Source organism: Nonlabens spongiae (genome assembly GCF_002117125.1).
In the GTDB taxonomy this organism is placed as follows: domain Bacteria; phylum Bacteroidota; class Bacteroidia; order Flavobacteriales; family Flavobacteriaceae; genus Nonlabens; species Nonlabens spongiae.
The window spans coordinates 2,907,465-2,932,348 of the sequence record NZ_CP019344.1; the positions used below are offsets into that span (position 1 = coordinate 2,907,465).

The following is a 24,884-nucleotide window of genomic DNA, read 5'->3' on the forward strand; positions in this document are numbered from 1 at the left end:
AAGAATAATTCTGTTAATTTTTTACCCCAAATAATGCTATATTGTCTATCTAATTATAATTCAGAATTTTATGAAGTTTGAAGTTAATATGATAAATGTTCAGGATGGTGACGCCATAATTCTGATGTTAGAAAAAGAAAACCGAAATGCATTAATCGTCATCGATGGTGGCTACAATAAGTATTACGGGAAGATAAAACGCAGACTTGAAGAAGTACTACCAAGGTTTGGCAACAAGATAGATTTACTCGTCTGTACGCACTATGATAATGACCATTTGAGCGGTGTTGAGAACATCATCGAAGATTACCATTCTATTATACGGGAAATCTGGATTCATAAAGTTGAACATTCGCTGAGCGAACAAGAAAAATATCTAAACCAGGAAATCTCAAGACTTCAAGAATCAAAAGACGATGAAAAATCCATAAAAGAGTTCTCAGCGTTCGACAGTATGGATTTCGTATTGGAAGCGTATAAGGATTTAGTACGGGTCGTAGAAAAGATTAGAGCGTACGGACTTGAAGATATTACCAAGGAAGCAACTCGCGGCGATTTCTTGGCTGGTTTTGAGGAATTTTCAGTCATAAGCCCTACAAAGAAATATTATGATGATTATCTCGAAGAGCTGAAAGATGAGACTTACCTTAACGAAACAAAAGCGCTACTCTTAGAACATCAATCAGAGGATAGGTCAGAATTTGCAATGCCCAAGCTAACCGAAATAATGGAAGAAGAAATCGTTGCCAGTAATCCCTGCGAACATCTTAAAAAAAGTAGTAAGGGTGTATCAGCCACCAATATGGTAAGTATCGTCACACTCTTGAAAATTGATGATAGAAAACTGTTGTTCACAGGTGATTCCGGTATCGAGAGCTTTACGGACCAAGGGTTGCTTGACAAAAATATAAAGGATTTAGAATTTCTCGACCTATCGCATCACGGTAGCAAATATAATACTTCAAAAGAATTATTGGAATATTTTAATCCTGAAACGGTGTTCGTGTCAGCGAAAAACGGAAAGAATAGACCAAGCAAGAATATCGTTCGTTGCCTAAACGAAAAAAGGACTGGCGATAATGTATTCGTTACAAATAAAAATTTCGATACTTGGTATCTCAAATACACAAATTCTAAGAATATTTATAGAGTGACTATCTAAAGATGATAACTTTTAGATTTGGAAAAACTCAATTAAAAAGGCGATTTATCCTTTGAACCTCTCGCATCTGCCAACCATTTTCCATCCTGTTTGACGAGTTTAAAAATACCAGGTGTTTTGTCGTAGGCCGTAGTATATTTTACCCAAGCCACGTCGCCCATAATGGTGTCCTGCAAAACAGTAAAGTTGGAATCATCCTTTTGTATAACATTGAACATATTCATAGTGTTCATATAGTTAGAATAGGCCTGTGAAGTCGAGTTGGCTTTTAGGGTTTCTTCATCCTTTTCATAAAAACTTTCGATAACAATCTGGGCTGTAGCACTTGGTCCGGAAACTTTAGTTGTGGATTCGGCACACGAAAGGAACAGCACTACGAGCGAGAAAACAACAATTTTTTTCATAACAGTATTAATTTGGGTTATTAATATATCTGTGCGATAGTTTCATTTCAATATTTCGTTCACCATCCTTTTCATTCAGTTCTAAAATTGTCCTGCGGTCATTGGATAATGAAAACTTGGGCAACACATAAACGAACCGTGCCGTTTGACCTTCTACAATTTTTGAAGGCAGATTATGTTTATAAATCGGCTCTTGATACAAACGTTGTAGCGATTTTCTTTTTCCTTTCTGTCGTGTTTCAATCGAAAGATTCAAGAAATTCAAATCGTAATCCAAGGTGGAATTATTCTCAATCTGGATAACGAAGTACAGCTCTTCTTTATCAAAAGCTATATTCTCAACACTTAATACAATGCCTTCATTTCGCTTTTTGATTCGACCTATGCGCTGTTTTCTATTGAGAAGATACGAGCAGAATTTTTGGTAATAATAGGTTCTGTTATCTACACGCTCTTCAGAGGATTCAGCAAGAATTGAATCAGTCACAATCGGTTTTTCATTCCCGATACTATTGGATGCCGGAATGAAATAATTGAGCTTAGAAAGCTGTTTTTTATACCTTACAATATACGAAAAAATCGAACCATTTCGGTTAACTACCAGCAAATTACTTTCCTTTCCTGGCTTGGCTTGCAATAGGCCGAAATACTGTTCTTTTTCACGATTGTAGGTAAAGACAAAATTATCTGAACCAGTTATGCCTTGCCGAATAGGTTCTGGAAAGAATAGTGCAACATTCTTGGTATCGTTGGCATATATGGTATCTAATTTTATAGTTGTTTGCGCTTTCGCGAAAGCGAAAATAAATACGGTTAATATGGAAATTGTCACTTTCATAACTTGGGTTTTAGAATTAATCTGTAATTGTTCAGTACGGTTACTTTTACCCTTCGGTTAGAGCGCCTGAATACTTGGGTAAGTCCGCCAACTTGTGGGACACTCGGGATATTTATATCACCAATAACATCATCGAGCACCTCTCTCGTAGCTTCTTCCCTAAAGTTGTTCTCAACATAGATGCCCTCGCTACCATCTGACAAATCAAAGGCTTTGAGCTTTGTAGGATGGTGCTGTATGTTTTCAATTTCAATGAGCGCACGATTGGGCTGAAAGCTGATGAAACCGAAAACAGGTGTATTCTTAGGCATTTCTTTACCGTTGATTGTTGCAGCTTTGGTTAGGCGCATTCGTAATCTGGTATTCGCTTTTACGACTTGGTCGCCATCTACGACCACGTAAATAGTTTCATCTGTATTACCGATTATTGAAATTTCATTAGGTTTTGGCGAAGCGGCAAAAAACAATTGATGTTCCAATCCCAATTCTTTAGCTTCAATTTTTTGTTCCCTTTTTACTTCAGTAGAATCAATTTTTGATACCGCTTTGCGAACATTTCTTTTCTGTCCTAAGTTTTGGTATCGTTTCGATGAATATTGAATTTTGCCAGCTTCATAGATGCTATCTACAATACGCTCTTTTTCGCGTTCTGGTAAATCTGGGTCGTAGAACCCCAAGGAATCAATGAGCTTTTCATCGTAGATGCTGGGCGCGTTATTTTCACGAACTTTCTTTAAGTCATTTATAGCATCCAGTTTAGAGTCGTATTCTTTTTGGTTTTCCTCTAAATCTGGTACTAAGGTCTGCTTTAGGTTTTCAGTTTCAGCTTCATCATCGCCCATTACCATTATGGAATAGGAAATGAGGAATATGAAAATCACGGCTAATACCGCTGCAAATACTATTTTATTCTTTTCTACTTTCATAATCGTGGTTTTTTAAGTGCCAATTACCTGCCCGACGGCAGGCAAGTCGGCTCAATTTTCATCGTTCAGTTTCTTTAAATTGTTCTCGAAATAGTTTGTAATCAATAATCCGTGCGGATTGTTGGGAAAGTTTCGGTCAACCATAATCAGGTTTCCGGTAGAAACCAACTCGTAAGTGTCTATTATCGAACCTCTGTTGATTTCAAAAATGGTGGTCGTTGTGAAACCATACGAGCCTTCATTTTCATTTATCCTTGAATCGATGCTCAATACTTTTTGAACCAAGGAATACTGAAGCAATCTGTTGTAAACACCATCGGCTTTTTTCTGTCGGTAGAGATTGTCCACGGAACTGTTACCCAACCACAATGCCTTTTCAAGATTACGTTCATAATTACTGGCATCGATATTATAGAAGTAGTTGTGGAACAAATCCAAATGTGCGAGAGCTTCAACCCTAAAGTTTTCTTTTTGCGTCACGAGCTTCAGCGGAATGATACTGCCATCGGTATTAATGGCAAAAGCACTATTGAGCGCTTTTTGATTGGTGTTGAAAACCATCCAAACCGAAAATGTGCTGGACAGCAATGCACAGACAACGACTGCCAAAACGATAAACCGATTTAGTTTTAGGACGTTATAAATATTCTTATATGGTGTTTTCATTCTGATTGGATTTAATTGGTAAATAGTCTGAGAGTGAATGACGTGGCACGCTTATACAGTTTGAATTTCAAGAAAACGATAAATCCAACCGAACCTAATTGAACCACAGGTGCAAAAAAACCTTGACCTGTATCGGTTCCGAAAAGGTTTGTCCAAAAATTGGTATTGATTTCCGTATAAATAGCATTGATAAATACATTGACCAGAAAGAAGGCAGGCACCAACATATATACAGCCGCATATAATTTGAAAAATGTATAAGCAAGGGAACGGAATTTTTCAAAAACCGCTAAACTTATAACCAATGGAAAAAATGCCTGCATTATTCCCAACAGGAAAAAGCGTTCGGCTAAAAATAAAGGGTATATAAATAGGTCGAGAATCCAAAGAATGGTGCTTAAGATAAATGCTAATATTTTAAAGCCATACAACGGTGTTACCAATGCTTCGTACAAAAGCGTCATCGCTGAACTTGCAGCATCAAAAAGACTTACATCTTCCTCTAAAGGAATATCCTGCATTTGCAATGGAAGTAACGCAGGTGCTGTTCCCCTGTACTGTCCCTCGATGGCTACCAATATCCCATCAAAGAATCCTAACACCTGCGTTGAAAATATTACTAAAAGGACGATGGCAAAATTCTTTGCCAATTCGCTGGGACTCAAGCCCCAAGTATAACCGTCCTTATCGGCAATGCCTTCATTATACTTTTTTAAGATGTTGATCAAAAAGAACAGGACAGCAAGTGTTTTCATTCCTGCAATGGTATATTGTGAAAAGTTGCTTGCCTGTATGGTCTGGAACACCGTATCGATGTATTCCAACCCAATCCCTAAAAGTATGGTTGCGGTCATTATTAATAGTCTGTTTCTCGATTATTGACTTTATCCTGCATCTTTCGGAAGGAAATAATATCACGATAGCGTTTGGTTTTGGTTGTGATGCTGGACACCATTTGCTTTGATTCCTTCTCTTTTTCCTTGAGTACTTTTGCACGTTCGGCATCGCTCATTTTTAGGTAGTCGCTAGACAGAACTTCGTCAATAAAATCAACCGTTTCCAATGAGTTTTGTACAATGGCATCAAAGGATTCCACCACTCTACTGATTTCATCGGGTTTGATGTAAGGCGAATTCAAAATATCCTGCAAATCGGTTTGCATTACATTGATGAGTCGTTGATTGTTGTCTGCAATTTCTTGGACAGCATTAAGCTGTTGTACCACACTCGATACTTTCTCGATGGCTTCTTTTGCATCTTTCAGAAATTTCACAGACTTGATAAGTTGGCTCGTCTGTTTGGCAGATTCTACCAAGGATTTTACCAAGCTGATAAAGTTGGTGTTGTCATACACTGGCATTCCTTGGGCAGTAGCTTTGCTTGTCATAAATAAAGTCAGGGCTACGGTCATTACTAAAATTTTGATTTTTGTCTTCATAATATTTGTTTTAAGATGTAAATTGAATTATTGCTTTTTCCATATCGTAATGCTCGTCGTAGAGCTTCATAATTTCCTCATTTTCCTGTCCATCGGTTAAGTAAGCCGCATAAACTTCTTTTGGCACTTCTAACCGGAAAATGTTGCTTTCCCTACCGATTTTGATGAACATTTCGGTGTATTTCCGTGGGCCGGAAAGATTGTTTTTAATAGACTTTAGTTGGTTTAAATCGTGACTGGATAGATTGAGCCTTTTTACTAATTCATCATATCCCTTTTCATTATTCAAGCTGTAAATAACCTGTGTGTTTTCCAAAATACTCGCTGAAGTGGAATTGTTTGGAAGCTGATTGATGGATTGTAGAATAATCCCAATCGCACCGTTTTGTTTACGGATGGCTTGATAGTAGAACTCCACGCTTTCCAGTACATTTTCAAACTTCAGTTGCTTTGCAAACTCATCAAATAAGATAATGCCTTTTTCAGCACGGTTTTTCCAAATGGTTCTTTGGATGGCAGATTTAATCAGCTTCAACATTACGGACAGGATTTCCTTATTGTCCTTGACTTCATCGAGCTCAAAAACAATCAATCGTTTATCTTCGATTTTATAGGTTTGGTCTTCGCTTACTTCAAAAAGGAAGCTGTATAGACCATCGCCGACATATTCGGACATTACGTGCAAAAAGCTCGTTATGTTGAAGTAGTCGGGATGGATTTTTAGGGTATCTAAAAGGTCTTTTTGTTTCCTTTCTATAAAGCTGTAAAAACCATCTAACGAATGATTTTCTAAGGTGTTATTATAATAGTGACGCAATATCTTTTTAACCGAGACTGATTGTGCTTTTGTAACTTTTAAATCTGAAGCGAACAGTTCAAAAAGGAAAACAGATAGGTCTTCCAAACGTTCAGGTGTCAAGTCTTTAACATCGCTGATGTAAAATGGATTGATGCCTAAGTTTTTACCGCTTTCATATCTGAGAACCGTATATTTTTCAGGATAGAGCTTGGCGAATTTGGTGTAAGAACCACCTAAATCAATAATGACCAACCGTACACCACTTTCAAAATATTGGCGCAGAATATTGTTTGCCAAAAAGGATTTGCCTTCGCCTGTTGGTGCAAAAATGGCAAAATTCCGTGCCTTTATCCGTTTCTTTTTTTCATCCCAAACATCTTTTAGCACTGGAATGTTATGTTCTCTATCATTGAAGATGATTCCGGTGTTATCGGATTTGTAATTGGTATTGTTAATGAACAGACACAGAGCGTGCTTTAAATCTGTTACATATAAATCGTTATTTGAAAAGTTGGAAGAAAAGCAGCAGTAACTATTAAGAATATAGTTTTTACGCTCTTCGCCACGTGGATAATATGGGATGATATCCAGTTCCTTAAATTCGGTCTTGATTTTGGATGTGATTTTGTCCAGTTTTTTGGCTTCCTTTGCCCAATAGACAATATTGAGATGACCACGAATAATCCGTGCATTATCATCGGCATTGATTTGGTCAAGAATATGTTGGATTTTACCCAGAATCACTTTGTTCTGCGAACCGAAGTTGGAACTTTTATTCAATTCTTCAACTTTTTTATCGAGCAGCTTGCGCCACTTTTGTTTGTCATCGAGATATAGAATTTGATTGACAATATGATTTTCGTTAAGCGTAAGCCCTAAGCCATCAATAAACCCTTGATGAAACACAAAATCGTCAGAAGTGAATTTCTCATTGGTCTTGCTACTCTGTACACTTTCGCCAAAGCACAGTTCGCTATTGATGGCAAGGGCATCAAAATGGTTTTCGCCAATATTGACGCTTTTCTTATCCAATAAAATATCGGTGTCAAAACCTTCGTTGAAGCCATTAAAATAGCCACTTGTCAGTTTCTGAATCTCTTCCGATTTAAGTGGAAGGAATGCCATTTTTCGGCTATTATTAATGAAGGAAACAGAATCGCTTACCGAGTTGACGAAGCTTTTAATGTTGTCATCCAGTTCCTGTACAATTCCCTTTGAAACCTTTCGGAACGGATTGACATATTTTGGATTGTTGAGCGCTTTGTTTTTGGTCAAGATGAAAAACAAATAACATTTGTGTTCAATATGTCCACGACCTTTAAAATGCTCGTGTGTCGCCTTCTCTAAAAAAGTTTTATTCGGAAGTTGTTCAGAAGAATAGGATTTCTTCAGGTAGATATCTTGTTTGTGAACTACAGTACCAATCGGTAAAGATTTTAAGGCCTGAAACCAGGCACCGTGCATATCCTCAAAGTCTTTTTCCGATAAGGAATAGATTTCAGGTAGGTTACCTTCATAACACACTATCACATTACCATTATTGGCAAAAACGATATTGTCTTGAATTTCCACGATGGGTTGATATGCAGAAAGGTTCATCTTATTCATAATCGAAGCCAGAATTTCTTTTTTTACTGATGATTTTTGGGAAAGCCTTTGCCATTTGGAATAGCTGTGGATTGTGGGCTATTCGTGTCAGCGCCACATAAAGGGAAGCATTGAATACCAATACACCTATTATTATTCCAAAGCTAAAAGAGAATATGATGATGAGCAACGAAGCCAAAATGGAAACCATCATTAACGCAAACAGGGAAATGGGCAGCCCAAAAATGACCGCCCGTTTCCTGATGTTTTTATAGACCTCGAACCGTTTCATCTTTAGACTACGATTCCTATTAAGTATGTGAAGATGCCGACAACTGCGCCAGCAATAAGTACAAAGACCAGAACCCGTGTTATTCCTTTTTTCAGGTCAGCATTTTCGCCAAAGAAGTGTCCCGCATTAAAAAGGAAGCCAACCAAGAAGATAACACCTAATAGAATTGGAAATATGGTTCTGATGGTGTCGCCCACATCGTTAACTGAATCTTCAATGCCACCAATTTGAGCAAAAAGCGAAGTGGATAAGAGCGAAAGAATGGATGCTAAATAGTGTGATTTTTTCATAACGGAACAGTTTAAATTTTTGGTTCATTTTCGTTATTGGAAATTTACATATATTTGAACATAAATAACTGAAAATCAAATATTTGTGAATAAAATAATATTTGATATTGTTTGAATTCCGTTGCTATTATTTGGCATCAAATCCTATGGATTTTTGAAGGGAAGTTGTTGATAACCTGAAAATTGAAAATGAAAAATCTGCTCAAAAACGTCAGTTTTGTGATTTTACTTCTAAAAATGTGCCTCATTTTTGGGCAAGAAACGAGTGCTCAAAAACGAATTGTAATTGATGTTGGGCACGGTGGAAAAGATGCTGGTGCAATAGGTGTAAATGGCATCCAAGAAAAGAATGTGGTTTTGGCTATTGCAAATGCCATTTTGAAGCAGAATGATGATTTGGAAAACCCGCTCGATATTTATCTGACCAGGTATAGAGATACACTTATTTCTTTATCGGATAGAACGAAGCTAGCAAAAGCTCTAAAAGCTGATTTGTTTGTGTCGTTGCATTGTAATCATTCGGATAACCCTAATGCGAGAGGTGTGGAAGTATATGTGAGCAATAAGCAATCAAAATATCAAGATGATTCCATATGGTTTGCTTTTCGAATGCAAGATGCACTCAATACGAAGCTTGGTTTTGAGAGTAGAGGTGTGAAGTTTGCAAATTTTCAGGTGTTGCAAGAAACAATAGCTGAATGTCCTTCTGTGCTTTTGGAATTGGGTTTTTTGAGTAATTGGGATGAAGGTCATTACTTATCAAGTTCAAGCCACATAAAACGTCTAGCCTATTTGATTTTTAGAACCTTAAACCAATAAGATGAAAGAACTATTTAATGAAGTTTTTGTTTGTTTAAAGTCACTATTTCGTTTGTTATATACCGAATTAAAGCTTCTGCTTAACAAAAATGCGAATAACTGTAAATAACCCGTTGTGCTAGTTAAAATTAAAAAACAGATTAAAAAAAGACCGTGCATTTTGTTGATATTCAGTATATTAATGGTTCCTAATCTGTAATTCTGATACCATGCACGATCTACCTGCAATGTACAAAAAACACCTTTCCTACCTCATTGATCTCTACCAAACCGTCACGGTGGACGGAAACTTCATCAAGCGACCGGTCAACACGAAAATGAATGACCTGGAGGTCATGGCACTCGCCATTACCGGAGAGGCGGCCTCGATCCCCAGCGAGAACCTATTGTTTGCCAAGATAAAGAAGCACTTTCGCGAGGACTTTCCCATGCTGGTCGACCGCACCAGGTTCAACCGGCGCAGGCGCTCGCTCGAGCCACGCTTCAAGGAGTCCGCGGGACTCTTGGGCGACCGTATGGATGATGGCAGATCTGCCCTTCTGGTGGACTCGATGCCCTGTCCCATCGTGCACAACGCCAGGGAGCACCGCATGAAGATCTGTATGGAAGATCTGGGCACGGCTCCGAGAAAGGGCTACTCGGCGGTTGACCGCCGCTACTACATTGGATACAAGCTCCACCTGCTCATGAGTACGCAGGGCATCTTCCATGACATGGCAGTGACCCCAGCAAACGTACACGACATAAAGTTCCTGAAGGAAAGGCAGTACGACGGTAGCGAGGAGAGGCAGATCATCGGCGATCGAGGCTATATATCCAGGGAGCTCCAGGCAGATCTGTTCACAAGCTACGGTATAGAACTTCTCACCCCACCCAGGAAAAACCAGCTGGTCAAAAGCGCATTCTCGCCCGAGAGGAGAAAGAACCGTAAGTTTATAGAGACAAGGTTTTCACAGTTATGCTCCCAGTTCTCCATCAAGATCAACCTGGCAAAGAGCTTCAAGGGCTTCCTGACAAGGGTCTCAAGCAAACTGGCCGCAGTTGCCATGCTGCAGATGTTCAATAGGGAAAACAACAGACCAATAAATAGGATCAGGCATGCATGGAACTACTAGCACAACGGGTTGTAAATAAGGTAAATTCAATTAATTATATTTATAGGATTTTTCACTAAAAAAACGATTGAATATTAAAATTGAACGAAACAGATAAAATAAATTTTGACTTTGTAAAAGAGATTAAAGAACCCGGTGTTTATCAACTGCTTTTTCCTAAGAAAGAAGTAGGGTTGGCAGTTATGGTTTTATTTGAGAAAATTGAAAATAAATCACTGCCTGATGGAAAATTCATCGAAAAAGACCTTCACGATGCATTTGCACAGATAAGCAAACCAAATGAAAGGTATCCAAAGGAAATTTACAGTGCGCACATTGAAGAGCTTCAGGAATACTTTTTAGACTATAATCAAGAAACCCAAAAAATACTATTTTAAAGATTATGCCTATAGATTTTATACTTACGCAAAGGAAACCTTGGAAGGTAATTTTAGTCCTACTCATATCGAAAAGATTTGTAGTTTGCTCACGGCTTCATTAAGGCAAAGGGAAACCTTAGAGGATTTAAAATTTTGGCTCACATCCGAGTTCAGAAAATATGAACCCGACCTCAGAGAACAGGTAGATTTTTTGGACAGACAGATTATAGAATCGGTAAATAAGCTTAAAAATAATCCCACTAATTCCGATAAAAAATTTATTGATCTTCTAAAAGAAGTTGAAAACAACTTGGATAAAGCACAAGAGCAAAGCAGAGAACTTGCATCAGCATATAGCGAAACCAAAATTATACGATCAATCCTAGAAAAGCGAGAAGACACCGATTCTGAAACAGACGATTTAATTGCAGAGGTTCATTTCTTTATAAAATATCTCAACGAAAGGTTAGATTCCATTGATAGAAAACTAGATAGAATTCAACCAAAAATCAGACAGTTGTTCGCTATTTTAAACAGGCCACAGTTTAATAGTAAAATTGAAAAATTTCTACATTTCTTATTAGATAAAAGTACAGTCAATGGTAGGAAAGAAACACTTTTGCCAAAAAATATTAATAATCCTGCTTTGCATATAGATACACCCAACTTTACAATTATTGAGCGTGAAAGAGAATTGTTCCCTTCAAAACCAAAAAAACGAACTATTTACAAAACAAATAAAGTTAAGATTAAAGAAAATACGCAAGGTATTTTAAGGATACTCAGTCAACAGGATTTGATTAGGAAATGGGAACAACACATTATTGCCGAAATAGAATTGAGAGGAACTATTGACCTATCTGCAACTTTCTTTAAAATAATGGAAGAGACTAACGATGGACAAATAGCTGTAAGTGCAATTTACAGTTCAATTCAACAAGCACGTAAATCAAATGATTTTGATTTTAAAATGTACAAAATAAAGCAGACCAATAGTAAAATAGAACACATAAGTTTATGGAAAATGAACATACAGAAGATATAAGGGTACAATTTTTAAATCATCCGGACACCCAAGAACTATTTGCCTCTCTGGACTATATGTTAAAAGATGGTGTACATTTTCAAAGGGAAGGCAATCAGGCAAGGTTCTACAATTATATCTATTCAAACATTGATAGTTTAAAGGCATATTATCGATTTTTATTCAATGTTGAATTGACATTTGGTGGTACAGAAGCGAGTGGTTACTATTTTTTGGATTTTATTGGTTCCTCAAGAGGTAAGATAGATGCAGGACATAGACATCATATGAAAAGTGAGCACGTTATAATCGGGTTTGTTATTTACAAGATATTTTTCATTGACAACCAAGTTGATGTGGTTTCGGTAAAAGACCTACAAAAAAAGATAAGGATTGATTATGAAGATTTAAAACCTGGTATTTATAGGTTGATTGCAAAATCAAGGAACACCAATCCTGGTAATTTGAACGATGAAGCTATAGATGCAACCGTAGAATCAGCACTCAGGCAATTTAAAAAGATAGGTTGGGTAACGCTAAACGATGATGAGTTCGATTTGTTACCTGCTTTTGACAGGTTGATTGCCATTCACGAAGATTTAATAAACAATATGGACGAAACACTAAATGAATTGAGATGAAACGATACCCTAGAATAAAAAGGCTATCTACTTTGGGCATTGTGCATCATCAATCGTTTGATTATGATTTTAACCCATTTAGAACAGACTTTGTTGGCGAAGGCGGTTCTGGTAAGAGTATGATTGCAGATCTTTTGCAACTCATCTTTGTGGGTTCTGGTGCATTTCATTCGCCTACGGATAGTAGTGAGCCAAGAAAACCAAAAACAATGGTGCTGAGAACTTCTGGTAAAGGCACAGATATGGGTTATACCTTTATAAATATTGAACTTAAAAAAGATGCTTTTGTAGTTATAGGAATATATCTTGAAAGCATAGGAAGTTCGCGGTCTTTTATAATTCAACAAGGCGAAAAATTTGAACCAGAGGACGAGTTAGTTCCATTCAACCATCCTCTTGGTTTTTCAGATTTTTTAAAGGATAACAGTTTGTTGCCTATTGAAGATTTAAAAAATCACATATTCGATACTAAAGGATTTGTCTGTGAGTCGTGGACTCGAATGGATACATTTCACAAGCTATTGTTTAAAAATTTTATCATTCCAGTGGACTTATCCATCAACCAAGAATCCTTAAAAAGTTATGCTAAAATCATTCAAGCATTTTCAAGAGAGTCATTGGACATAAAGAAAAGCGAACGTATTCAAGAATTCCTTTTTGGAAATGAAAAAGAAAAAGAACTAAAGCACGAGTTTGACAAAGCTGTAGATGAACTGAGTGGCGATATCCGTCAATTTGAATCTAATAAAGATGAGATAGATAGGTTGACACATAAACAAACAGAACTGCAAGAACTGCTTAATCTAAAAAAGGAAAGGGATAAAGCTAAAACAGAATTTATAAACACAAAATACCATTATTTAAATTACCAGATATCATCATCTTATAATGATATGGTGCAAAGTTTGGATGCTTTTTTTAATAATCGAGATAAGTTGAGCGGACTTAGAAATTTTGCCGAAACCAAAGTTGAAAAACTAAAATTGAACACACCTGCTTTGGATGAGGAATTTGAAGAGGCCTCTAAAGAAAAATTATTATGGAAAGGGAAAAGCGACGACTTGAAAAAGTACTTTTCTTGGATGGAACATTTTGAAAAAAATGGACAAGAACTTTCAGAACATTATAACAACTATCATAAGAACAAACAAGACATTGAGCGAATAGAAGAGTTCAAATCACTCTTAAAGGAAAATGGTATTTACGTTTTCTTCGGAAAAAATGACAAACTCAACAAAAACACCATTCAAACTATCGCCGAAACCCTAAAAGGATTTGAGTCTTCACTCGAAGAAAAAAAGAAATTAAAAGTTCTCAATAATTTAGATGACGCTTCTTCGCTTGCACATTGGGCGTTAAACCTTAAAAGAAAATTGAGCCGGAAAGAAGAAAGTGTTGTACATAAATATCAAAACGATAACATTACCACCAAAGAACCAACAAATGGAATCAATTCACGTTACATTCCAGAACCAAAACTGTTAATTGAAAATCTACAGGTTACAAAGGATGAGGAAAATGGTTTTTGGTTGGATTTAGGTGGTGTGCGTGAATACATCCCTTATGTAAAAGATCCTATATTCGATACTGGTAATTCAGATAAAATCAAGGACTATTTTTTAAACCAAAGGATAACGTTAGAAAATGACATCAAAGATTTAGAAAAGGAACTAAAGAATTGGACAATCTTAAATAAAATGCTGACTGCACTCGAAAATCCATCAGCATATTTTTCGTCTTGGGAATTAAAAGATGTTAATGCCAAGTTTAATAAGCACGAGTTGTTTGAGGAAACCTCGGATGCTATTAAACGATATTTAAAACTTCTTGATGAGCACGAAAAGATTGATGACGGTCTAAAAAAGGCGAACAAAGCATACAGGCAAATAGACGAAAAGCGTACTGACAATTCTTCTCTAATTAAAGGATTAGAGACGAGCCTAAAAACAATTTCAATTCCTGAAATTAATGCTGATGTTCAGCAATTAATTACAAAATATAATTTTGAGACAAAAGATACGGGTGGTTTTAAAAACCTAAAAACTAAACTTAAGAAACAAAAGAATTTATATGATACTTTTATTTCTATTCTAACAGAAGAATCAAAAAATGGCATCGCAGTAGAGGACTTGAAAAATGCAGATAGAGAGATAGATGCATTTAAAATTGAATTAGAAGAATTAACTTCAGGGAGTTCTAAACTTGTTTCAGAAGCTAAAATCCAAGAAGCCAATATTTCATCAGATTTTTTGGAAGAAAAAAGCATATATCATTCCGAATGTCAAAAACAATATAGTATCAAATATGATTTGGTGGTCAAGGAATTTTTAAAGCAAAAGGAAAACCGTTATTTAGGAACAGATGATTTTAAACAGATTTGTTCAGAAATTTTACCACAAGAGATTTTTTCGGAAAAGGATTTAGAAGATGATGAAATAATTCCACGCATCAAAAAATTGCTTGACGATATAAATATCAAGAACAAAAAGCTAAACATTAGAAAACTTCAGAAGTTAACAAGTGTCGTTGACAAAGTGAATACCGAAGTAAGTGAACAAATATATTACTCTAAGAAAATAAGAGATTTTATTGATGCCGACGATAAAACAATTACAGGTGGCCACAGGGCAAAACTGTCTATTTACTTTGAAGGCAGTTATCCCAGAAGCTGGATGGAAGATTTTATTGAGAAAATACGTGAAGATATTAAGGTATCGAGCGATAACAACCTTTTTAATGACCTACAGGGCGTTTCTAATGAATTGGAAAAATACACGTCTCTCGAAGAAAAAATGCAAGAAGCTTTTTACAGATGTGGTGGCTCTAGGAATCTAAAGCCCAAGGTATGGGAATTGCTTAATCCTAAATCTTACTATGGACTCAATTTTACCATTCAGTCTTTACACGGAAAAAGAAACCCAGGAAGCACAAGCCAAACCTATGCAGCAATTGCACTTTTGTGTATTGCTAGACTTTCATTAATTAATAGGGATGCAAAAGATAAGGTTAGGGATGGAATACGATTTATGCCAATTGATGAAGCAGCTGGACTTGGAAGCAATTTTGATATGCTCTACGATATAGCAAAGGCAAATGATTACCAAATCATATCACTATCAATACAACCTTATAAAGTTGATATGCTAAACCAATACATTTATCTGCTGCATAACAATTTGGAAGAATCCGATAAGGTCAATTACGAACCAGTTCCAATTTTTGGCGATTTTGGCAATAACAACAACTAATTTATAAAGAACCTAATTCGCACCTAACAAGAATGAGAAAAAACGTTGAATGGAAGTATTTGATTGGTCTTAACCAACTGTATGAAAAAGATAAAACCCATCTAAAAATAGGTAACAATAGCTTTGTTAAACAAGTTTTGATGAAGCAAAAAAAGTTAATTAAACCTAAGATGGGCAATCCTAAAATTCTGGAAGCCAAGTATGGTTTTAAGGAATATTATGAAAAAGAGTTTTTGGATTATTTTGAATACTATTCTAATTTTTTTCAAAAAGCAGGTTTAGAAAGTAACGCCCATAAAACGTATAATGAAGACGACTTAAAAAGTTTAGCTTTCATTTTTTATCAAAAAGACGAACTTAAAAAGAATCTTACAACTGAATATACTTTTTCGGCAAGAGTCTTTAAAGGTAAAGGTGCAAAGTATTTAACAAATAGACCGAGTTTACGAAATGCGGTATTACAGCTTCTAGAAATAGACGAGTTCCCAGAAAAAGACCCAAAAAACGCACAATGGCGTTTTGTGGTGGATTGCGAAAACTCTAAAATGATTGTTATTTGTGAAAATTTAGCTTGCTTAAAAGTACCTTATGAATACAAGCAGAATAATATAGAACTGTGGCACGTTGGCGGTAACAATACCAATCCATTAAAAGCTATTCCATCAACAAAACTAAAGCTACCGCTCTTTTATTTTTGTGATTGGGACCACCACGGACTTTCTATTTTTTCAAGAGTTAAAAGTATCTTTCAAGAAAAAGACAAATCAATTACATTAATTGAGCCTATATCGTTAAGCGAAGCCTTACCTGTAGATTCGCCACATCATTATAGCAAATGGCGCAAAAAAGAATTTTCTGGATTAAAAAAAGATGATTTTTCAGAACAACAACAAAATAAAATATGTAGTCTAATTAATGACAATAATTGGGTTGAGGAAGAATCTATGGATTTATTATCCTCACTACGGAAGTTTGGTTTTATTCAATAAAACATAAAATATATGTTTGTTAAATTTTTATCTTTGGAAAGATAAACTGTCTTCTACAATGCAAGGTTACTTTTGTTAATAGCATATTTAAGACAATAAATTTGAAATGCCTTTACCTTAATGACATATATATTTATTGACGAAATACTAAATAGCTACGCCATTGATTTGGAAATCTTAAGAAGAAACACTAATCTAAACAGTATATCACTATTACAGCATAAAGGTGTTTTTCATTTTGACGACAATTTTTTTGGAAACCAAAATAGTGAAGCTGAAAGCATAAAGTTTGATGATTTTTTATCTAAAGCAAGAACCAATAATTCCTCATTGGTAATAACGCCAGAATATTCTTGTCCTTGGGCAAGTGTGAGAAACATTTTAGACGATGTAAATCGATTTCCCAATAGAGGTAAACTGTGGGTTTTAGGTTGTGAATCCATTACACCTGAAGAAGTTGTGACTTTTCAAGAAACTTATAATGGATTAGATAATATTGAGGTAGTTTATAACGATGTCATCGATGATGCACCAGGTGGTATATTATTAGACCCTTGCTTATATATCTTTAAGGCAAACAATCAGGAAGGACAAGAAAAGCTGATAGTTCTAATGCAATTCAAGACTCAACATATGGGTGTTTGGAACAACGATTTAGAACAGCAAAAAATTATTTCTGGAGAACATTTATATATACTTCGTAACTCGGAAGATTCAATAAATTTAGCGACAGTAATATGTTCAGATGCAATGATTTTTAATGGTGCAGCTATTTTTCCAAATGCACCGGGATTTTGGGATACGAGACCGTTTATAATCCTAAGTATTCAAATGAATCCAAAACCAAGTCACAGCGTATTCCGAACATTTAGAAATAATATATTAGAAAAATCAAACAAAGATGTTATATCCTTAAATTGGAGTTCTGAGGGAAGTGCAACTGGTATTCCTAATTTTTTTGCTCATTATTGTAAATCTAATATTGCTATTACAACAGAGCACATAATCAATGAAAGTCCTCTTGAGGAAAAATTAATTGATGATAACCACAATAAAGGTCTTTATTATTTATATAAAAAATCAGGAATACATAACTTCTATTTTACACCTGAAATTGAATTCTTTTATTTGAGGATTCGTAAGCCGGCAGTTGGGTTAACGCCATTACCAGTAAATCGAAGAAGAGGGCCTAAATTAGAGGAAATTTACACTTACAATGAGCAGTTAGAAATTTTCGAACCAATACCTAATACAACCGATGGGTTCCGAGATTTTATAGATAGTATCCAAATTCAAAGTAAAAATATAACAAGTGAGGGTTTAAGTGTTATAGATAAAGAGCGCCTAATTGCCCTTACTACTGGAGAACTTTCAAAGTTTAAAACAGGTTCAAATTGGCACATAGTAAATAAGCTCAAAAGTTTTTTATTGGAAGATACAGAAGCCATAAAAAGATATACAGTAACATTTGATAATGATGGTAAAGAATATCGTACTACTCAGATTGGAAGAGTCGAAGACCTCAATCTAAATATATTGACCAATAACGATTTATTCCCTGATATCATAGCATCATTTAAAGACAATTGCAATGAAGTTATGTTCTTTAACAAAAACGGAATGAAGTACAATTATAATTTAGTCAGTAATGACGACCAAATAGCAACCGTTGCATTTATAGGCCACAAATCAAAGGCTGATGCACAACAAATGTTATATAAACTCACAAAACTATTTCCAGCCGAAGATTTAACCAATAAAAGAATCGTAGTATGGTACAAGCCAAATATGATTGCCAATAATTATGCTTATGAAGCCACCGATGTACCAAGAATTACTTTAGAAAAACCAACTAATATTACCTCAATAACAAAATAATGACCTTAGAGAATATCAAAGAAATACTTCCTTCAGATTTTACAATCACAAGTTCAAGTGAAACAGGAAAGCAATTATACCTCAATCAAAAATATAAGGATGATATGGTTGCTAAATACATCTTTGATATCGATTATGAAAATGAAGATATTAATCTTAACGAGTTTCAAGAGAAGTACTTGTCTAAAGATTATTTTAATTCAGAAGGAAATCTTCAATGGAATTATTATTTAATCTTTCTAAGAAACGGTTTGCCTTCTGCAACTAAGAGAGACATTGAAAAAGACGAAACCTACGCCAGAAAATTTGTTTTTACTTTAGATGAACTAAAAGATTACTTAACCTATGAAAAAGCATCTTCAGCCGCAGAGGAAAATATTGTTGAGAAATGGAAAGCCCAACTAACTGAAGCCGATTTGCAAGAAGTGTTCAGTAATGAAAATTATGTAGATGCTGTGCCACGTTATATCGATAATAAAACTAAGGGTGTAGAAGTGCTTCAACCAGTAGATTCTAAACCAGATGAGACTCAAAATTTTGTTTTGGACGAAGTATCATCTTTAAAATTAAATGATGATTATCGAGATTATCCTGAAAAAAGAAATTTTGAATTCAGTAAAGTGAATCTTATTTCTGGCCCTAATGGTGTTGGGAAAACATCCTTAATGGAAGCTATTGAATTGGTGATTACAGGAAACAACGCCAGAAATGAAAATGATTTGCCTAATCCTGGCGCAATAGTAGCAAAGTATGATGTAGATTTAGATGAAAAAGAGGATGCCTTTGTAAACTCTATTCCAAAATTTAAGGCAAGAGACTACTATTGGTACAATACGCGATACAGCCAACGAGGGTCTAATACGCTTCATCATAGTTTTAACAGATACAACTTTTATAATAGCGATAGTGCCTATCATCTTTCCAATAATGCCAGTAGCAATGACTTAACCACTTACCTATCTGCCATTGCCCTTGGTACAGAGTTTGGCGCAATTAGAGATAGGGTAATTAAATTTAGGGATAGGATTTCAAAAAAGTTAGATAAGTTCAACGATACTACTAAACGCGAGGAAGCCATTAAGGCAAAAGCCAATGATCAAAAAGAAAGGTTAAAACAAATTTCTGACCCAGAGGAAGTATTTCAAAAATTTTTAACTGAAGTAAAACAATTAAAGTGGAAGGGATTTCTTCCACAGACTATAAATGATGAAACTAAAAAGTTTGAAGAAGATTATAGCGTTGCTTTTTCACTTCTCAATTCAATAATACACTCTAAAGCAGTAAAGGAATCTGATGTTTTGAAGAGAATATCCAACTTAGAAACCTTGAAATCTCAATTAAAAACCCTTGCAGTTAATAAAAAAGAATTGAATGGTAAAATTAAGGAATATCAAAAAATTGTAGTGGAAAGCGAATCAACTCTAACACGTATTGATAATGCGTTATTATATTTAAAAAAACCCAAATCTTTTAGAATTGCCACTATTGATGAGGACATCAAAACACTAGAAAAAAAGGTAAATAAAATAGAGACATTCCTTTCTGAAATTGAAGCACTCGATATAAGTAAAATAAGTGCTAACAACTCTACTTTTCAAGAGTTCAACAATACTCAAGATAACCTTTTGACTAATAAAAAGAATGAATTAAAGCGCAGTAGAGAACAGCTTCAAGTTCTAAAAAATGCCTTGGATAAGATAAATGCTTTAATGATAGATATTAAGTATTATGGGAGAGAATATATTGAAGCAAAAGAAAATCTGGACGCTTGCCCCTTATGTAATACACCACATACCAAGGCAGAATTAGAAGCTAAGGTGCATACTCAATATAATGATAAAGAAAGTGCGAAAAGCATCGAAATCTTCAATAAAAACATTAGTGAGCTTGAAAAAGAAATATCCGAAATCAATATTAAACTAGAACAGTCAAAAAGCTATGAAAAGTTACTTAAGGGCTACTTTACTGAAGAAGACCTGAAAGTAAAAATTTCAGAAGTGCAGCCCTTACTTGATACTGAAAAATCACAATTAGCCATTTCAAAAAAAGAATTAGACCAACTGAAGAACTTGTCTTTAGATTTAAGGTTAGAAGGATATAGTTTAGATGATTTTTTAAAACTTAAAAACACACTTTCTTCTAAATACCCAACTTTAGAATTTAAAGCTGAGAACAAATCAAAATTCGAAGATTTAAAAAACAATGCTCAGAAAAAAATTGATACGAATAGAAGTGAAATTGAAAAGGTAAATGAGCAATTATCTAAGCTTGACGAGGCGATTAGAGAGCTATTGGACGATAACTTTAGCCAAGATAGATACAACGAAGAAATTGATTTTCAAATTAAAGAATATCAATCTTATAGAGATTATTTTGTAAAACTCAGAACGTACATTGATTTTACTAAAGATGATTTTATAATTGAAATGAGGCATAGTTTAGAGAGTTTAAATAAAACCTTTTCAACTTTTAAAGAACAAAAAGTCAAGTTTGAAGAACTTACTCTAGCTAATAATCTTATTAAAGAGGCAGACAGTAGAATAGAAAAGCTAAAGCCTAAAAAGGCCAGGGCAACATCTGCTTTAAAAGTTTTGAATAAGATTATTTTAGAAGACAGTGAAGAAAAAGTATTAGTCGATTTTTTTCAAAAAAATGAAAATGAAATAAGTGAAATCTTTACAAGCATTCACGCACCAAAAGAATTTTCCAGACTATCATTTAGTTCAAATAAAATAGTTTTATATAAAAAAGACTTAGAGCAAGAAGTACCAATATCACAGATTAGTACTGGTCAACGAAGTGCGTTGGCACTTTCTATTTTTCTAGCTTTAAATAAAAAGCTCGCTAAAGGACCTAACCTAATCATTTTTGATGACCCAGTAACTTATACTGATGACCTAAACATTCTTTCATTTTTAGACTACCTTAGAAGTATGGTGATTAATGAATCTAGGCAGTTGATATTTGCTACAGCAAGCAATAAAATTGCTAGACTGTTTGAGAAAAAATTTGATTTTTTGAAGTCAGACTTCCAAAAGTTCGAGCTTTCAAGAAGTATAACTTAATATGGACTTTTTGTGTTTTAGCAAACGACTTATTCAATGCTATCTTTTCCTTTTCTTACCAATCTATTGCTAAGTTAAATAGTATATTGCCTTAAACCAATAAAAAAACGCTTCAGGGTTGCTCTTTTTCAATTTATTTAGCTTGGTGAATTGAGGGTTCTTAATCAACCAATCTTTAACCTCAAGCGGATTTTTAAACCTTTCGATTTCGCTATCAATACCAGCCTTAATCAGTTCAGATAGGTATGCAACTTTTGAAGCAGCTGTAATGGCTTCTTCAATATTGAATCTTACCAATGTAAAATTGGTAAAATTGCTTATTCCAGTTTGTAGATGTTTAAACTCATTAGATTTAGTGTTACGAGTAGAAAGAACATAACACGCTTCTCGGGTGTCTTCCAAAACCTGTTCTGAGGTTATGTCTAATTTTCTAAACGCTATTTCCTCTGCAACTACTTTTGTGTAACTGTTACGGACTGTTGCCAAGTCCGAAATATTATCCATTAAAAACGCTACGTCGAATAACTGTTTGATAATTTCAACTGGTCTTTCTTTGCTGTATAAAATTCCTGTGGTTTTTGGTGCAAAAGCAGTTAGTTTATCGCCTAAAATAGCATCAAACGTTGGCATTTTTACTGTTGTGATTTCCTCTTGTGTTTGAAGCCAGTTGTGAGCAATAGGAATTTCAGTAAGTTCAGGATAAGGATTTGGCGTGTATAGCACATCCAGTAAAATTGGCTCAACCCGTCCATCTACATTGCTTTTGTAGAACATCTTGAAATGATCAACTGGTGCATCTGGCGTGTGCTTTCTGTCATTGTCATCTTCCCAATGTATAAACGCTTCGATTTCCTTGCTTATAACTTCAAGGACAGATTCTATTTCGCTTTGGCTTTGCTCGGTAATAATATCGATGTCGATTGAAAATCTTTTAGGTTCTTCTGTTGCCAACAATAATGCAGTTCCACCTTTAAAAATAAAATCGAGTTTGTTGATTTTAAGTTGTTCCAAAAACAATAAGGCATAGACAACCTTTTCAATAAGTTTTGGGTCATACTTTTTACCTAGTCTTTTTTTTACTTCGTAAATCCACTCTGGTTGATATGTTGTTTCTTTAATCATTAAAATTAATGTTTGGCAATAAAATTAATTATTTGCCAAAGTTAAATTGCTTAAGTGTTCAACTTCCATCTCTCTATTGCGCCTGTGAGCATAGCGTTTCATTTTACTTTTGCTTATCTCAAACTTTTCGAATGCCGATCGGTAAATAAATTCCAATTCACTTTGTTGTGCACCAAATAAATTAGTGTCTATAAGCATATCGACCAACAATTTTTCAAGGGATGGGATAACGATATTTTCGATTTCGGCTAAAGGTGCTTCGGATACCAATTGTTTAAGGATTATTACGTCATCACTATTATGAATGTACAGTTCAAATGTTTCAGCATCTGGTTCTATAAAAACGGTTTTACCCTGGTCTTTCAACTTGTAAAAAATGGACTGTGCCACATCTTTTTCCAATTCAATTATGGTGTAAAACTTAAATGGTTGGTGGCGCATAAATTCGTTTAACCATAAAGTGTTCCATACACAGAATTCAATGAATGGATAATCTTTTTTTATTTTATTGTACAGTCGTTTTAATTTGGTATCAATAACTGGAATAAATCTATCTTTTCCACTTAAAGTGTATTTACCTCTGGATGGGTTTTTTAACACACCTTCTTTTTTAAGTTTAGACAAATACACAGTGATAGAACTTTCCTTTAAGTTTGGAAAATCTTTCTGAATAAGCTCTACCAGACTGGTTTTTGAAATAGCTTGCTGGTCAACAAAGTATGTTGGTATTTTATCTTTAATAGTTTGTTCCAGAACAATGATATTTTGAGTTAAACTTTGGCAAAATACACATTTTTTGCCAAAGTTTAATAGTGAATAGCAATTACTTCCGTTTATCCGTAGCCTTTGTATCAAAAGCAATCAAATTAAAAAGTTCCCGCATTCTGCTACGAACACGGTTTCCGTAGCGTTCTTCCAATTCTTCGGCATTGAGGTTGGTGGTTGCGTGGGTTTTTATTTTACGCTTTGTCTGTAGGTAAAGCTCGTATCGAGATAAGAGCACTTCGCCCATTACGTTTAAATCCTTTCCATAAAACCGACCAGCTGGCTCTACGCCCAAATCATCAAAACAGAAAAATTTGGAGTTACCATATTCTTCAATGGTTTTAAAACCGAGATGGTTAAAACTAAACGCTACATTCCGGCAAGGAATCATTTCATAAGGTCGTTGCATTGGAACGATATGGCGCAGCAATTTCATCAAGGTGGTTTTTCCACATCCTACAGGTCCAGAAAGTAAAATACCTTTGTCGATATCAATTCCGTTCTTTTCACAGTTCTCTTTGTCCTTGATGAAATAATGGCAGAGGTTACGTATGATAGCCGTGTCCTCATCGTAGATTCGGAAATTTTTTCCAAAGAGCATTTTTCCCTTGGCATTCAGGTAAATCAGGATTTTGTCAAAATCGTAGAGAACACTCTTGCCGTCAAACTTGCCAAGCGAATATTCCACGCCACCTTCGGTGATTTTAGAGGGGTTGTCCATAATCTTTGTTTTTAGTGGTTCGCAAGTTGTCCTTGATTTGGGACGCTTGTTTTTTGTTTGGTTTGTTTTCTTTGGCATATAACTCTGTCCTGCCCATCCAGTTAGTGGCCAAGGCTCGCCAATCTCGAATTTCTTTTCCATCGCTCGTTTGCCAATTCCGAGTTTCATAATACTCGAAGAATTTTTTTCCTTCATCAGCATTAAAACCTTTTTCAATAAAAAAATCAATAACGGCCTGCCAGCCCTTTGGTTGTTTTAGATTGTTTACTTGTTTGGTATTGTTTATAGTAGATACCAATGCTTGTCCACTCACGGGACGGTTTGAGTCCACCACTTGTCCATTTTTGGGACGGTGCTGTCCCACAACAGGTTCACGGATGGGATGGTACTCTTCCGCAAGCTGTTCTAATATGGGATCGTACCGTCCCATATCCGGTTCATCACTTGTACCGATAATGGCCATCTTGATTTTGCTTCCTTTGTAAGGGTTATTAGAAGGAAAATAGGTGAGATAGTTCCAAGAATCAAGGTTTGTCACACATCTATGGTAAGTGGATTTTGAGCCAATCTTGGCTACACGCATTAATTCTCGACGGTTCACATAAAATTCATCTGCAAATCGGCTACTGTTCCATTCTTGGAACAGTGCCATATAGAGACTTATATGCGTTGGATTGAGGCGGTCATCAAAAAAGAACTTTTCAAAAGCCGCATTAAGTAGCTTTATGTAGTTCAT

23 protein-coding genes are annotated in these 24,884 nt (G+C 35.2%); 10 read left to right on the plus strand and 13 right to left on the minus strand.

The features are described 5' to 3' along the window. Positions 1-70 precede the first annotated feature (70 nt). Positions 71-1,162 (plus strand): ComEC/Rec2 family competence protein, encoded by a 1,092-nt coding sequence (locus BST97_RS13295; RefSeq protein ID WP_157111679.1) that lies wholly within the window; start codon positions 71-73, stop codon positions 1,160-1,162. A gap of 32 nt (positions 1,163-1,194) precedes the next feature. On the opposite strand, the gene BST97_RS13300 is transcribed toward BST97_RS13295, so the two are convergent. From BST97_RS13300 to BST97_RS13340, 9 genes are read right to left on the minus strand one after another with little or no spacing between them, the layout of a single operon-like run. Next, positions 1,195-1,566, minus strand: coding sequence for a hypothetical protein (locus BST97_RS13300; RefSeq protein WP_085767698.1), 372 nt, complete (start codon positions 1,564-1,566; stop codon positions 1,195-1,197). 7 nt (positions 1,567-1,573) lie between these two features. Further along, entirely contained in the window at positions 1,574-2,404 is an 831-nt protein-coding gene (locus BST97_RS13305) for a DUF4138 domain-containing protein (protein ID WP_085767699.1), read from the minus strand. Next, positions 2,401-3,330 (minus strand): conjugative transposon protein TraM, encoded by a 930-nt coding sequence (gene traM / locus BST97_RS13310; RefSeq protein WP_085767700.1) that lies wholly within the window; start codon positions 3,328-3,330, stop codon positions 2,401-2,403. Before traM ends, BST97_RS13305 begins: the two co-directional genes overlap by 4 nt. Positions 3,331-3,381: 51 nt before the next feature. Then, positions 3,382-3,996: a conjugal transfer protein TraK gene (locus BST97_RS13315; RefSeq protein ID WP_085767701.1), complete on the minus strand. Its 615-nt coding sequence runs from the start codon at positions 3,994-3,996 to the stop codon at positions 3,382-3,384. A gap of 11 nt (positions 3,997-4,007) precedes the next feature. Next, entirely contained in the window at positions 4,008-4,850 is an 843-nt protein-coding gene (locus BST97_RS13320) for a hypothetical protein (protein WP_085767702.1), read from the minus strand. A gap of 2 nt (positions 4,851-4,852) precedes the next feature. Then, the gene (locus tag BST97_RS13325; protein WP_085767703.1) at positions 4,853-5,434 is read right to left on the minus strand and encodes a conjugal transfer protein; all 582 of its coding nucleotides are present in this window, start codon (positions 5,432-5,434) and stop codon (positions 4,853-4,855) included. Between the two features lie 10 nt (positions 5,435-5,444). Further along, positions 5,445-7,841 (minus strand): TraG family conjugative transposon ATPase, encoded by a 2,397-nt coding sequence (locus BST97_RS13330; RefSeq protein ID WP_085767704.1) that lies wholly within the window; start codon positions 7,839-7,841, stop codon positions 5,445-5,447. After that, positions 7,834-8,112, minus strand: coding sequence for a hypothetical protein (locus BST97_RS13335; protein WP_085767705.1), 279 nt, complete (start codon positions 8,110-8,112; stop codon positions 7,834-7,836). The genes BST97_RS13330 and BST97_RS13335 overlap by 8 nt, the downstream gene beginning before the upstream one ends. 2 nt (positions 8,113-8,114) lie before the next feature. Next, positions 8,115-8,402 (minus strand): hypothetical protein, encoded by a 288-nt coding sequence (locus BST97_RS13340; protein ID WP_008610937.1) that lies wholly within the window; start codon positions 8,400-8,402, stop codon positions 8,115-8,117. Positions 8,403-8,591: 189 nt separating this feature from the next. Between BST97_RS13340 and BST97_RS13345 the strand changes: the two genes are divergently transcribed. The 9 genes from BST97_RS13345 to BST97_RS13380 all read left to right on the plus strand — a co-directional run bounded on the left by BST97_RS13345 (position 8,592) and on the right by BST97_RS13380 (position 21,540). Continuing rightward, positions 8,592-9,221: an N-acetylmuramoyl-L-alanine amidase family protein gene (locus BST97_RS13345; RefSeq protein WP_085767706.1), complete on the plus strand. Its 630-nt coding sequence runs from the start codon at positions 8,592-8,594 to the stop codon at positions 9,219-9,221. 209 nt (positions 9,222-9,430) lie between these two features. Further along, positions 9,431-10,336, plus strand: a complete 906-nt coding sequence (locus BST97_RS13350) for an IS982 family transposase (RefSeq protein ID WP_085765538.1) — start codon at positions 9,431-9,433, stop codon at positions 10,334-10,336. Between the two features lie 80 nt (positions 10,337-10,416). Beyond that, complete coding sequence (locus tag BST97_RS16175) at positions 10,417-10,713, plus strand: hypothetical protein (RefSeq protein WP_245833579.1); 297 nt, start codon at positions 10,417-10,419, stop codon at positions 10,711-10,713. Between the two features lie 40 nt (positions 10,714-10,753). Beyond that, a complete protein-coding gene (locus BST97_RS13355; protein WP_245833581.1) occupies positions 10,754-11,740 on the plus strand; it encodes a gluzincin family metallopeptidase in 987 nt (328 codons plus the stop codon). Next, positions 11,713-12,360, plus strand: a complete 648-nt coding sequence (locus tag BST97_RS13360) for a condensin complex protein MksE (protein ID WP_085767707.1) — start codon at positions 11,713-11,715, stop codon at positions 12,358-12,360. The genes BST97_RS13355 and BST97_RS13360 overlap by 28 nt, the downstream gene beginning before the upstream one ends. Continuing rightward, positions 12,357-15,608 carry a rhoptry family protein gene (locus BST97_RS13365; protein ID WP_245833582.1) on the plus strand — a complete coding sequence of 1,084 codons (3,252 nt, stop codon included), beginning with the start codon at positions 12,357-12,359 and terminating at the stop codon, positions 15,606-15,608. The genes BST97_RS13360 and BST97_RS13365 overlap by 4 nt, the downstream gene beginning before the upstream one ends. A gap of 32 nt (positions 15,609-15,640) precedes the next feature. Further along, on the plus strand, positions 15,641-16,597 hold the full coding sequence (locus tag BST97_RS13370; RefSeq protein WP_085767708.1) for a Wadjet anti-phage system protein JetD domain-containing protein: 957 nt from the start codon (positions 15,641-15,643) through the stop codon (positions 16,595-16,597). A 120-nt stretch (positions 16,598-16,717) separates the two neighbouring features. Then, the gene (locus BST97_RS13375; RefSeq protein ID WP_085767709.1) at positions 16,718-18,475 is read left to right on the plus strand and encodes a hypothetical protein; all 1,758 of its coding nucleotides are present in this window, start codon (positions 16,718-16,720) and stop codon (positions 18,473-18,475) included. After that, the gene (locus BST97_RS13380; protein ID WP_085767710.1) at positions 18,475-21,540 is read left to right on the plus strand and encodes an AAA family ATPase; all 3,066 of its coding nucleotides are present in this window, start codon (positions 18,475-18,477) and stop codon (positions 21,538-21,540) included. Before BST97_RS13375 ends, BST97_RS13380 begins: the two co-directional genes overlap by 1 nt. Positions 21,541-21,609: 69 nt before the next feature. Here the strand turns inward: BST97_RS13380 and BST97_RS13385 are convergent, their stop codons facing one another. The 4 genes from BST97_RS13385 to BST97_RS13400 are packed head-to-tail and all read right to left on the minus strand — an operon-like array spanning position 21,610 to position 24,884. Then, on the minus strand, positions 21,610-22,662 hold the full coding sequence (locus BST97_RS13385; protein ID WP_085767711.1) for a nucleotidyl transferase AbiEii/AbiGii toxin family protein: 1,053 nt from the start codon (positions 22,660-22,662) through the stop codon (positions 21,610-21,612). 24 nt (positions 22,663-22,686) lie between these two features. Continuing rightward, the gene (locus BST97_RS13390) at positions 22,687-23,517 is read right to left on the minus strand and encodes a DUF6577 family protein (protein WP_245833583.1); all 831 of its coding nucleotides are present in this window, start codon (positions 23,515-23,517) and stop codon (positions 22,687-22,689) included. Further along, complete coding sequence (locus BST97_RS13395; RefSeq protein ID WP_085767712.1) at positions 23,486-24,148, minus strand: P-loop NTPase family protein; 663 nt, start codon at positions 24,146-24,148, stop codon at positions 23,486-23,488. The genes BST97_RS13390 and BST97_RS13395 overlap by 32 nt, the downstream gene beginning before the upstream one ends. Continuing rightward, positions 24,132-24,884: a hypothetical protein gene (locus BST97_RS13400; RefSeq protein WP_085768267.1), complete on the minus strand. Its 753-nt coding sequence runs from the start codon at positions 24,882-24,884 to the stop codon at positions 24,132-24,134. The genes BST97_RS13395 and BST97_RS13400 overlap by 17 nt, the downstream gene beginning before the upstream one ends.